This window comes from Bacillus sp. K7 (assembly GCF_053903245.1).
In genome coordinates, this window is the sequence record NZ_CP096406.1 from 1,593,052 (window position 1) to 1,605,562 (window position 12,511).

The 12,511-nt window shown below is 44.0% G+C and carries 11 protein-coding genes and 1 riboswitch; all 11 genes read left to right on the plus strand.

Features of this window, described 5'->3' with window-relative positions:
• Positions 1 to 192: 192 nt before the first annotated feature.
• The 11 genes from M1D98_RS08110 (at position 193) to M1D98_RS08160 (ending at position 12,500) form a co-directional block, all read left to right on the plus strand.
• Positions 193 to 4,497, plus strand: a complete 4,305-nt coding sequence (locus M1D98_RS08110) for a S8 family serine peptidase (protein WP_456280173.1) — start codon at positions 193 to 195, stop codon at positions 4,495 to 4,497.
• A gap of 188 nt (positions 4,498 to 4,685) precedes the next feature.
• A complete protein-coding gene (gene spoIIGA, locus M1D98_RS08115) occupies positions 4,686 to 5,615 on the plus strand; it encodes a sigma-E processing peptidase SpoIIGA (RefSeq protein WP_010328072.1) in 930 nt (309 codons plus the stop codon).
• Positions 5,616 to 5,677: 62 nt separating this feature from the next.
• The gene (sigE, locus tag M1D98_RS08120) at positions 5,678 to 6,397 is read left to right on the plus strand and encodes an RNA polymerase sporulation sigma factor SigE (RefSeq protein WP_003221446.1); all 720 of its coding nucleotides are present in this window, start codon (positions 5,678 to 5,680) and stop codon (positions 6,395 to 6,397) included.
• Positions 6,398 to 6,537: 140 nt separating this feature from the next.
• Complete coding sequence (sigG, locus tag M1D98_RS08125; protein WP_003221449.1) at positions 6,538 to 7,320, plus strand: RNA polymerase sporulation sigma factor SigG; 783 nt, start codon at positions 6,538 to 6,540, stop codon at positions 7,318 to 7,320.
• A gap of 148 nt (positions 7,321 to 7,468) precedes the next feature.
• A complete protein-coding gene (locus M1D98_RS08130; protein ID WP_435576699.1) occupies positions 7,469 to 8,263 on the plus strand; it encodes an ATP-binding cassette domain-containing protein in 795 nt (264 codons plus the stop codon).
• A 12-nt stretch (positions 8,264 to 8,275) separates the two neighbouring features.
• A riboswitch (TPP riboswitch) is annotated at positions 8,276 to 8,378 on the plus strand.
• An 84-nt stretch (positions 8,379 to 8,462) separates the two neighbouring features.
• Positions 8,463 to 9,743 (plus strand): acetylornithine deacetylase, encoded by a 1,281-nt coding sequence (locus tag M1D98_RS08135; RefSeq protein ID WP_121642527.1) that lies wholly within the window; start codon positions 8,463 to 8,465, stop codon positions 9,741 to 9,743.
• A gap of 82 nt (positions 9,744 to 9,825) precedes the next feature.
• A complete protein-coding gene (locus M1D98_RS08140) occupies positions 9,826 to 10,071 on the plus strand; it encodes a YlmC/YmxH family sporulation protein (protein WP_003232153.1) in 246 nt (81 codons plus the stop codon).
• A 162-nt stretch (positions 10,072 to 10,233) separates the two neighbouring features.
• Complete coding sequence (pgeF, locus tag M1D98_RS08145) at positions 10,234 to 11,070, plus strand: peptidoglycan editing factor PgeF (protein ID WP_121642528.1); 837 nt, start codon at positions 10,234 to 10,236, stop codon at positions 11,068 to 11,070.
• Between the two features lie 6 nt (positions 11,071 to 11,076).
• The gene (locus tag M1D98_RS08150; RefSeq protein WP_435576698.1) at positions 11,077 to 11,769 is read left to right on the plus strand and encodes a YggS family pyridoxal phosphate-dependent enzyme; all 693 of its coding nucleotides are present in this window, start codon (positions 11,077 to 11,079) and stop codon (positions 11,767 to 11,769) included.
• Positions 11,766 to 12,221 carry a cell division protein SepF gene (gene sepF, locus M1D98_RS08155; protein ID WP_010327926.1) on the plus strand — a complete coding sequence of 152 codons (456 nt, stop codon included), beginning with the start codon at positions 11,766 to 11,768 and terminating at the stop codon, positions 12,219 to 12,221. The genes M1D98_RS08150 and sepF overlap by 4 nt, the downstream gene beginning before the upstream one ends.
• Before the next feature lie 6 nt (positions 12,222 to 12,227).
• A complete protein-coding gene (locus M1D98_RS08160) occupies positions 12,228 to 12,500 on the plus strand; it encodes a YggT family protein (protein ID WP_010327925.1) in 273 nt (90 codons plus the stop codon).
• Positions 12,501 to 12,511: the final 11 nt, after the last annotated feature.

Consider the following 12,511-nt stretch of genomic DNA (forward strand, 5'->3'; position numbering starts at 1 on the left):
TATAAGACTCATTCGAATATCATGACAATTTTATCATTTTCATATATATGGAAATAAAGTGACATAAAACGACAATATCTGTAATGTGAATTGTCTACAGTTAACGTACAGCGATGTTCTGACAAACCATTCATTTGGAAAAGGAGGGACGACATTTTTTTTGGCAAAGCATGTTGAAAAAGGGGGATAAAAATGAGGAAACAAACGAAAAACAGACTCATTAGCTCTGTTTTAAGTACGGTTGTCATTGGTTCACTGCTGTTTCCGGGTGCAGCCGGGGCAAGCAGCAAAGGTGCCTCAACTTCTGTTAAACAGGAGCTTCAATCTGCTGAATCCATTCAAAACAAGATCTCGAGTTCATTAAAGAAAAGCTTTAAAAAGAAAGAAAAAACAACCTTTTTGATTAAATTTAAAGACAAAGCTAACACAGAAAAAGCGGCAAAAGCGGCTGTTAAAAAAGCGAAATCGAAGAAGCTGACTGCCGCTAAGACGGAATATCAAAAGCGTTCTGCCGTTGTGTCATCTTTAAAAGTCACAGCCGATGAATCCCAGAGAGATGTCTTAACATACTTGAACAGCCAGAAAAATAAGGGAAATGCAGACCAAATTCACTCTTATTATGTAGTGAATGGGATCGCTGTTCATGCCTCAAAAGAAGTGATGGAAAAAGTAGCGCAGTTCCCTGAAGTGGAAAAGGTGCTTCCAAATGAGAAACGGCAGCTGTTTAGGTCATCTTCTCCATTTAATATGAAAAAAGCGCAAAAAGCTGTCAAAGCAACTGACGGTGTGGAATGGAATATAGACCAAATCGACGCCCCGAAAGCTTGGGCGCTTGGATACGATGGAACTGGTACGGTTGTCGCGTCCATTGATACAGGCGTGGAATGGAACCATCCGGCATTAAAAGAGAAATATCGCGGATATCATCCAGAAAATCCTGATGAGCCTGATCATGAAATGAACTGGTATGATGCCGTAACGGGCGAAGCAAGCCCTTACGATGATTTGGCTCATGGAACTCACGTGACAGGAACGATGGTGGGATCTGAACCCGATGGTACAAATCAAATCGGTGTAGCCCCAGGCGCAAAATGGATTGCTGTTAAAGCGTTCTCCGAAGATGGCGGCACTGATGCTGACATTTTGGATGCAGGTGAATGGGTTTTAGCTCCAAAGGACGCAGAGGGCAATCCTCATCCGGAAATGGCTCCTGATGTTGTCAATAATTCATGGGGTGGAGGCTCAGGACTTGACGAATGGTACAGAGACATGGTCAATGCTTGGCGTGCGGCCGATATTTTCCCTGAGTTTTCAGCAGGAAATACTGATATCTTTATTCCGGGCGGTCCCGGTTCTATTGCAAATCCGGCAAACTATCCGGAATCGTTTGCAACGGGAGCGACTGATATTAACAAAAAGCTTGCTGACTTTTCTCTTCAAGGACCATCTCCATATGACGAAATAAAACCAGAAATTTCTGCCCCGGGTGTAAATATCCGGTCTTCCGTTCCTGGCCAGACATATGAGGACGGATGGGACGGCACATCAATGGCAGGACCGCATGTGTCCGCTGTTGCTGCATTGCTGAAACAGGCGGATGCCTCACTTTCTGTTGATCAGATGGAGGATATATTAACGAGCACGGCTGAACCGTTGACGGATTCAACATTTCCCGATTCTCCGAATAACGGATACGGCCATGGTTTGGTGAACGCTTTTGATGCTGTGTCAGCTGTTACAGATGGTTTAGGAAAAGCAGAGGGACAGGTTTCTGTAGAGGGAGACGATCAAGAGCCCCCTGTCTATCAGCATGAGAAAGCAACAGAAGCCTATGAAGGCGCGAACCTGCCGCTGACTTTGGTAGCTGAAGACAATGTAAGTGTGACATCTGTCAAACTGTCCTATAAGCTTGATCAAGGGGAGTGGACAGAAGTAACGGCTAAACGAATCAGCGGAGATCACCTGAAAGGAACGTATCAGGCGGTGATCCCGAACGTAAAAGGAACTGCCCTAAGCTATAAGTGGATGATTCAGGATTTTGGCGGCCATAGCGTTGAATCTGATATATACGATGTTATAGTGAAACCAAGCATCACAACGGGCTATAAGCAAGACTTTGAAACTGAACCCGGAGGCTGGATGTCAAGCGGAACAAATAACAGCTGGGAATGGGGAGTTCCGTCAGTAGGCCCAGCTACAGCAGCTTCGGGAGAAAAAGTATATGGAACAAATCTGGCAGGAAACTACGCCAACTCAGCAAATATGAATCTCATGATGCCTCCTATTAAAGTGCCGGATGACGGAAACCTGTATCTCCAATTTAAAAGCTGGCACAATGTAGAGGATGATTTTGATTATGGCTACGTTTTTGTTTTGCCTGAAGGTGAAAAGAATTGGGAGCAGGCTCGTGTTTATAATGGAAAAACATCAAGCTGGATGGATGAAGAAATTGATTTATCCGCTTATAAAGGTCAAAATATTCAAGTCATGTTTAACCTTCAATCCGATGATAGCATTGCAAAAGAGGGCTGGTATATTGATGATGTAGTGCTTTCTGACAAATCAGCCGGAAAAACAGTCAAAAAGAATAAACTGGGTGTTGAAAAAAAATCGCCTGGAAAGCAAAAGAAAAAGACGGTGAATCCGAAAAAAGCTAAGCCATCTGCTAACCAAGCGGTAAAGGCTCAGAGCAAAGCGATACAGCCTCAAGTTTTGCCGCTCAGGGCGCAAGTCAGTGTTGCAGAAACGGGAAAATCAACATATTCTGATCAATCCACAGGGCAGTTTACGCTGACGCACAAAGCGGGAGACTATACGCTTATGGCAGAAGCATACGGCTATCAATCGAAATCGCAAAAGGTTTCTCTGCAGGCAGATCAGACGACACAGGCTAACTTTACGTTAGAAGAATTGAAGAAAGGCACCTTAAAAGGCACAGTCATTAATAAAACGACAGGAGAGCCGGTAAAAGGAGCCTCCGTTTATGTTGTGGAGGATGCTGCGGTAGAACCTGCTACGACAAACGACAAAGGTGAATATGCGCTTGAGGCCTATGAAGGCTCCTATACGATTAGAATCGCTGCAGCGGGTTACTATAGCGATGAATTTACCGTTGATTTAAAAGGCGATGTTACGAAAGAAACTGTACTAAAGCCTTTCGTCGGTTATCCGGGTGAGATTGCATATGATGACGGGACGGCGGAGAATGCCAATTCCTATTTTGCAGCCGGTAACGGATGGGCGGTCAAAATGACGCTGGCTGACGGCAAGGACAAAGGCATGCTTACAGGAGGGCTGTTCAGATTCTGGGATACAGAGTTCCCTGATCCTGGAGGGACAGAGTTTAAGGTTGAGGTTTACGATGCTACAGGAGAAGACGGAGCACCGGGCAAGAAAATTGCCGGGCCATTTAATGCTGAAGCCCTTCGCAATGGCGAATGGACTAAGGTTGATCTCAGTTCAAAAGGGATTATGGTCGATAAAGATTTTTATCTCGTATACATCCAATCGAAACCAGATCCATATTCACCAGGACTGGCAATGGATGAAACCGGTCAGAATTCGGGCCGCAACTGGCAATATATAGACGGGGAATGGCTGCCGGGTGATGAAGCCGACGGCAACTATATGATCCGCGCATTGGTTGATTATGAAGCGGCTGTACCTGAGATCACTTCACCGGCAGACAAATCATACACAAATAAGGAGAGCGTCACCGTAAAAGGAAAAGCCTCTCCGGGAACAACGGTACACCTTTATAATGGAGAGCAAGAAGCAGGAGAAACAAAAGCTTCTGCTGATGGCACGTTCCAGGCAAGCGTCTCACTCAGCGAGGGTGAAAATGAGCTGACGGCCACTGCATCAACAGACAAAGGGACTACGGATGCTTCCAGCCCTGTGACAATTACCCTTGACCAAAACAAGCCTGAATTAACGCTGGACAATCCAAAGAATGGCGAGAAAACAAACAACGAAGCGCTGACTGTCAAAGGGTCTGTATCCGATGACAATCTGAAAGATGTCAAGGTGAATGGCAAAAAAGCAACAGTAACTGATGGTTCATACTCAGCCCGTATTCTTTTAGAGAATGGAAGCAATGAAATCAAGGTGATTGCTACAGACTTAGCAGGCAACAAAACAACGAAAAAGGCTGTCATCGATGTCAACTTTGACAAGCTTGTCATCTCCGGTTTGATTCCGGGAGAGGACAAAATCCTAAAAGCCGGTGAATCTGTAAAAATCGCATTCTCAAGCGCTGAAGATTTGGATGCAACGTTTGTCATTCGTATGCCGCTGACAAATGCAAGAGCGAGTGTGCAAAACGCCACAGAGCTCCCGTTAAGAGAAATTTCTCCGGGGAGATATGAAGGCTATTGGACAGCTACTTCTTCTATTAAAGCTAACGGAGCAAAAGTAGAAGTGATTGTACGTGATGATTATGGAAATGAAGCAAGAAAAACAGCGAATGGAAAACTCTATATCAATACTGAAAATTAAGAGTAAAAAGCTGCCGGTCAACGGCAGCTTTTTTATCTATACTCTCATTTATTCCCTCGACAAATTAAGCAGATATCTCTGAAAAATTGTATTTTCCTCTCAACATTAACTGACAGACTTTCCCACAGAGCTTGATTTATACTATGAAACAAGAAGGGGAGCAGCGTGATGCAAGAAAGGAGTCAGATGTGAAAATCTATTTAGATGTCATTTGGCTGTTAAACTTTTGTTTTGATGCGCTTTTGCTTTTGCTAACGGCATTTATTTTAAAACGGCATGTGAAAAAAAGAAGAGTGATAGGCGGAGCGTTCATCGGTTCAAGTATTGTCGTGTTGGTGTTTACTCCTTTTTCGCCAATTGTTGAACACCCGGCCGGTAAGCTGGCTTTTTCAGTTGTTATTGTGATGGTGACATTTGGCTTTAAAAGATTTCGTTATTTCTTTCAAAATTTGTTTTCCTTTTATTTTGCCACTTTTTTAATGGGGGGAGGAATTATCGGTGCCCATTCTTTGCTGCAGACCAATTCCGTTGTTCGAAACGGTGTCATGATCACCAATCAAACTGGGTTTGGAGACCCGATCAGCTGGTTGTTTATTGTTGCTGGCTTTCCAGCATTGTGGTTTTTTTCTAAGAGAAGAATTGAAGATATTGATACAAAAAACATTCAGTATGAGGAACGAGTCAGCATTCAGGCGGATTTAGGCGGCCAAACGCTTCATGCCAGAGGACTGGTTGATTCTGGTAATCAGTTGTACGATCCGCTTACTAAAACGCCGGTCATGATTATTCACATTGATAAACTGGAATCGATTTTCGGAGCAGCCGAAACAATGATCATTCGCAACACAGATCCATTGGAAGCCACCCAACAGCTCGATGATTCGTTTCGCTTTTTAGATAAACTGAGGCTGATTCCATATAGGGGAGTAGGTCAGCAAAATCAATTTTTATTATGCGTTAAACCGGATCACGTAACAATTATGACAAAAGAAGAAATGATTTCTGCGGATAAATGCTTAATCGGAATCAGCACAACAAAGCTATCAGCAGATGGAGAGTTTGACGCCATTATTCATCCGAAAATGCTTTCGGGCAAGGCCATCAAACACGTTTCATAATGTTCGCAAATGTCCGTTACTTATCATACTCAAATGACGTGACATTTAGAAGGGAGAGGAAGATGAAAAAACTGAAATTGCGATTGACGCACCTCTGGTATAAGCTGCTGATGAAACTTGGGCTGAAAAGTGATGAAGTCTATTACATAGGCGGGAGTGAAGCCCTGCCGCCTCCATTATCTAAAGATGAGGAACAGGTTCTGTTAATGAAGCTCCCAAACGGCGATCAGGCGGCTCGCGCCATTTTGATTGAACGCAATTTGCGCCTCGTCGTCTATATCGCCCGTAAATTCGAAAATACGGGAATTAATATAGAGGATTTAATCAGCATCGGCACCATCGGATTAATCAAAGCTGTGAATACATTCAATCCAGAAAAGAAAATCAAGCTGGCGACCTATGCCTCACGCTGTATAGAAAATGAAATCCTCATGTATTTAAGAAGAAACAACAAAATCCGGTCAGAGGTTTCCTTTGATGAGCCGCTAAATATTGATTGGGACGGCAATGAGCTTTTGCTTTCTGATGTGCTCGGCACTGACGATGACATTATCACAAAAGACATAGAAGCAAATGTAGATAAAAAGCTTTTGAAAAAAGCGCTTGAACAGCTTAATGAGAGGGAAAAGCAAATCATGGAGCTGCGGTTTGGGCTTGTCGGTGAAGAAGAAAAGACCCAAAAGGATGTAGCGGATATGATGGGAATTTCTCAGTCCTATATTTCGCGTCTGGAGAAAAGAATTATAAAAAGGCTGAGAAAAGAGTTCAACAAAATGGTGTAAAAATTTTTGTGGTTTGGAACCCCTTGATTTGACAGGGATTTCCTGGATTCGACTGTTTTTCGGTCTCCGTGCAGTGCATATTTTTCCCACCCAAGGAGATACTTAACGTTGTACAGCAGCTCCTGTAGGGAGGGAAAAAAGTGTCGAGAAATAAAGTCGAAATCTGCGGGGTGGATACCTCCAAATTACCAGTACTCAAGAATGAAGAGATGAGAAAGCTGTTTAGGCAGCTGCAGGATGAAGGCGATGATTCAGCGAGAGAAAAACTTGTAAACGGGAACTTGCGTCTTGTCTTAAGTGTCATTCAAAGATTTAATAACAGAGGAGAGTATGTTGATGACTTATTTCAGGTCGGCTGCATCGGACTAATGAAATCCATTGATAATTTTGACCTAAGCCACAATGTTAAGTTTTCAACATACGCTGTACCTATGATCATCGGAGAAATCCGCAGGTATTTACGCGATAATAACCCGATTCGTGTTTCAAGATCACTCCGGGATATCGCTTACAAGGCACTTCAGGTAAGAGAGCGGTTAATCAGTGAGACAAGCAAGGAGCCGACTGCAGAAGACATCGCAAAAGTTCTTGAAGTACCGCATGAGGAAATCGTATTTGCGCTCGATGCTATCCAGGACCCGGTTTCTCTATTTGAGCCGATCTATAACGATGGCGGAGATCCGATCTATGTAATGGACCAAATTAGTGATGAGCGCAATAAAGATTCACAATGGATTGAAGAGCTAGCTTTAAAAGAGGGCATGAGAAGGCTGAATGATAGGGAAAAAATGATTTTGAGAAAGCGGTTCTTCCAAGGGAAAACACAAATGGAAGTAGCCGAGGAAATCGGGATTTCCCAAGCTCAGGTGTCCAGGCTTGAAAAAGCGGCTATCAAACAAATGAATAAGAATATTCACCAATAATGAAAAGCCTTTAAAACAGTTTTTGTTTTAAAGGCTTTTCTATTGATTGCACGTGGTTTACGTCTTGGAAAAAATAAGATATCCTAGTTTGTGCAAAGTTTTATGAAAATTTAAATAATTATCAAAGGCAGTAAAGAGGGGGACCACGATGATTTTGCAGCTTGACAATGTCTCACTAAAACGAAATGGAAAATGGATACTGAAAGATATTCATTGGAAGGTGGAAGAAAAGGAAAATTGGGTGCTTTACGGGCTGAATGGAGCCGGCAAGACCGCGCTGTTAAATATGCTTTGCTCTTATTATTTTCCAACATCAGGCGAGATGCAGGTGCTTGGCCATGAATTTGGCAAAACGGAGCTTGGGGAGAAGCTTAGACGGAAAATCGGCCTTGTCTCAGCGGCACTTCAGCAAAAATTTTATCCGGCAGATTCAGCATTTGAAATTGCTTTGAGCGGAGCTTACGCTTCAATTGGATTATATGAAACGCCAAGTGCGCAAATCAGGGAAAAAGCGATCGGTTTGTTAGAGGACTTGGGGGCAATTGAATATGCGGACCGCCGTTATGAGACGCTTTCTCAAGGAGAAAAACAAAGAGCTTTGATTGCAAGAGCGCTAATGGCCGATCCTGAGCTGTTGATATTGGACGAACCAGTGACAGGGCTGGATTTTATTGCCCGGGAAAAGCTGTTAGATACGATTACATACATTGCAAGTAAAGAAAATGCGCCATCGATCCTTTACGTGACTCATCATGCGGAAGAAATTTTGCCGGTCTTTGACAAAGCCCTTTTATTAAAACAGGGAGAGGTCTTTCGATCGGGAGAAATGAAGGAAATGCTTACTGATCATATACTTTCCGCTTTTTTTGATACACCAATCCATGTATTATGGAATCAGGGCCGGCCGTATTTAACAAGAGCCGAGCCGATCACGAATGCCTGACAAACTCATATTGATTCATCCTAGGGGTGCTTTTCGAAGCTGAGAGAGACATAGGTCTCAACCCTTTTGACCTGATCTGGATCATGCCAGCGGAGGGAAGCGGTGAAAAATTCGGAGTACATAGGACTCTGTTTATTTTGATGAAGCCGTTTCATACATGTGAAACGGCTTTTTGATTTTTAAAAAAGGAGCGGATGACATGAAGCCACAAATAGACTCTCTGATAAAAAGAGCGGAAGATCAAAAGGAGGAGCTTATTCAGCTAGCAAAAACGCTGATTTCCTATAAAACACCTGCTCCGCCTGCAAGAAATACAGCCGGCATTCAGTCATGGGTTGCAGAATTTTTAAAGAAAAATGGATTCTTGATTGACAAATGGGACGTGTACCCGGGAGACCCCAATGTTGTAGGTCTACTAAAGGGAACAGATTCAGCAGATTATCATAGCTTGATCATCAATGGCCATGTAGATGTGGCAGAGGTAAAAGAGGATGAGGAGTGGGAGCATGATCCATTTCACCCAATTGAAAAAAACGGTCTCTTAATCGGGCGGGGCGCTTCTGATATGAAAGGCGGAATGGCGTGTGTGCTGTTTGCGGTGAAATTGATTCGTGAAGCCGGTATTGAACTTCCCGGTGACTTGATTCTGCAATCGGTGATCGGGGAGGAAGTTGGAGAAGCCGGCACGCTTGAATGCTGCAAAAGGGGCTATCATGCTGATTTTGCAGTTGTGGCGGATACGAGTGATATGCATATACAAGGCCAAGGCGGAGTCATTACAGGCTGGATTGAAATCAAAAGCAGTCAAACGTTTCATGATGCGACGAGGCGGAATATGATTCACGCAGGCGGGGGAACATTCGGAGCAAGCGCAATTGAAAAAATGGCAAAAATCATTGCGGGGCTCGGTGAACTAGAACGCCACTGGTCCATTATGAAAAGTTATCCCGGTTTTACACCAGGTACAAATACGATTAACCCGGCTGTCATAGAAGGCGGCAGACATGCGGCTTTTATAGCGGACGAGTGCCGGCTATGGATCACAGTCCATTTTTACCCAAACGAAACCCATGAACAAGTGGCAGCGGAAATAGAAGATTACATCAACCGCCTGAGTGACAGTGATATTTGGCTGAGGGAAAACCGCCCTGTTTTTAAGTGGGGAGGCTCTTCTATGATTGAAGACAGAGGAGAAATTTTCCCGGCACTGGAAGTTGACCCATACCACCCAGGCGTCTTAGCGCTTACGGCGTCTCATGAGGAGGTGAAACGGGAGCGTCCGGTTATGGACGTTTCTCAATCCGTTACAGACGGGGGGTGGCTGTATAATGCCGGCATACCAAGCGTAATCTACGGTCCTGGTGATCTGCACAATGCACACTCTGTGAACGAGGAGGTATCGATTGAGCAGCTGATAGATTACACAAAAATCATGCTTGATTTTATCATCAGGTGGTGCAGCGGTAAAAAAGAACAGTAACTACGAAAATTTCTTCTTGCTGACAAGGTTCAGCCCGCCCGTTCATATACTTGAAAAAAGGACGGAAAAAGGACGTGATGGAATGATCAGCATTTCTGAATTTCAGGTGAAGGATGTCGTTAATGTCTCAAACGGAAAAAAGCTGGGGAGCATTGGCGATATCGATATCAATGTGACCACAGGCAAAATTCAGGCAATCATACTGGGGGGAAATGGGAAAGTTCTCGGATTTTTTGGAAAAGAAGAGGAATTGGTCATTCCATGGCGAAATATAGTAAAAATCGGGGAAGATGTGATCTTGGTCCGATTAAGTGAGCCGCATGCATAACCTGTTTTGTATGCCGTTGATTGGTAAATGCCGGAAGCCTAGATTCTTTCGGCACATTTCATTTAGAAATATGCAAATCGGCGCTCAACGAATGCAGAAAGATGTGGTAAAATAAGTGGGAAATTCCGCTTTTTTTAATGTTTGTCGAAAGGTTGGATCACCATGAATACATATCACCCATTCAGTCTTACCACACCCTCGACACTCATGATACAAGACTGGACACAAGCGATTCAAAACGACAGAGAAGTCATCGCCGGGTTTACAACGAAAAACGGCGGTGTCAGCCAGAAGCCTTTTGAATCGTTAAATACAGGATTGCACGTTCATGACAAAGATGCAGATGTAGTTAAAAATCGTGAATATATTGCCGATATGTTTAATATTGATTTGCAGTCTTGGGTATTTGCTGATCAGACACACGATAATCGCGTCCAAAAAGTGACGCACAGTGATAGGGGAAAAGGCGCCCGTGAGTATCAGACAGCTTTAAAAGCAACAGACGGGCTCTATACAAATGAAAAGAATGTATTTTTGGCATTATGCTTTGCTGATTGTGTGCCTCTTTTCTTTTATGATCCGGTTACATCGCTTGTCGGGGTTGCCCATGCCGGGTGGAAAGGCACTGTCAAACAGATTGGCAGAGAAATGGTGAAGCAATGGGCCGAACAGGAAGGTTCAAATCCCTCAGATATTTATGCTGTGATTGGACCGTCTATCAGCGGAGCATGCTATACGGTAGACGATCGAGTCATGAATGCTGTCCGCGCATTGCCGGTTTCGGCAGAACGTGCCGTAAATCAGACGGGACAGGGACAATATCAGCTTGACTTGAAAGAACTGAACCGCCTCATACTGATCGACAGCGGTTTGGCAAATGAACAGATCTCTGTCAGCGGTTTATGCACGGAAAGTGAGCCGTCTCTTTTCTATTCACACCGCCGCGATCAGGGGAAAACTGGACGGATGATGTCCTTTATCGGAATGAAGGAGGCATAAAAGATCTTGCGTGTTGTTGATCATTTACGACATATAAACGAACGAATAAACGAAGCATGTAACAGATCGGGCCGCAGCTCCGATGAAGTTACGGTTATTGCAGTCACGAAATATGTATCGCCTGAAAGAGCACAGGAGGCAGTGGATGCGGGCATCACCTGCCTCGGAGAGAACCGGGACGCGGAACTGCTCCGCAAACAGGAAATCATAAAAGGGAATCCGGAATGGCATTTTATCGGCAGTCTGCAATCAAGAAAAGCAAAAGCCGTTGTCAATGCGGTTTCTTATATCCATTCCTTAGACCGGCTCTCATTAGCGAAAAAAATTGAAAAACGGGCTGAAGGTACTGTCAAGTGCTTTGTGCAGGTCAATACCTCTCTTGAGCCTTCTAAACACGGCATAAAAAAAGAGGAAGTCATTCCATTCATACAGGAGCTTTCCGGTTTTGGCCATATCGTTGTGGCCGGACTGATGACAATGGCTCCGCTGACTGATGATCAAGATCAGATCAGAAGCTGTTTCAAAGCGCTGAGAGAACTCCGTGACCAGGTTCAGGAGCTAAAACAGCCGAACGCTCCGTGTACAGAACTGTCGATGGGCATGTCAAATGATTTTGAAATTGCAATTGAAGAAGGGGCTACTTATATTAGAATCGGCTCATCGTTAGTCGGAAATGAAACAGGGGGTGTACAGCAATGAGTATGAAAAATAAACTGAAAAACTTTTTCTCAATGGAAGATGAAGAATACGAATATGAATATATTGAGACAGAGCGGGAATCTGACGGGGAGCAGGAGCAAAAAGAAAAGCCGGCTTACGCTGCCCAAAAACCTGCGGGCAAACAGAATGTAGTGAGCTTGCAAAGTGTTCAGAAATCCTCTAAAGTGGTGTTGAGTGAGCCGCGCGTTTATGCGGAGGCGCAGGAAATAGCAGACCATTTGAAAAACCGGCGGGCAGTTGTCGTCAATCTTCAGCGGATCCAGCATGACCAGGCTAAGCGAATTGTTGACTTTCTAAGCGGAACCGTTTATGCCATCGGCGGCGATATTCAAAGGATCGGCTCTGATATTTTTCTCTGCACGCCTGACAACGTAGACGTATCAGGCACAATTTCTGAGCTCATATCTGAAGACGAACATCAGAGGTGGTAAAGCGAGATGATCCTTTATCAAGTTTTTTCGGTTTTAAGCTTATTAATTACAATATACTCATTTGCCCTGATCATATATATTTTTATGTCATGGGTGCCGAGTACAAGAGAAACAGCGGTCGGGCGGTTTTTAGCCCAGATTTGTGAACCGTATCTCGAACCATTCAGAAAAATCATCCCGCCAATCGGAATGCTCGATATTTCACCGATTGTGGCTATTCTTGTGCTTCGGTTTGCGACAACCGGCTTGTGGGGGCTTTATCGCATGATTGCGTTTTAAAGTGACAGTTT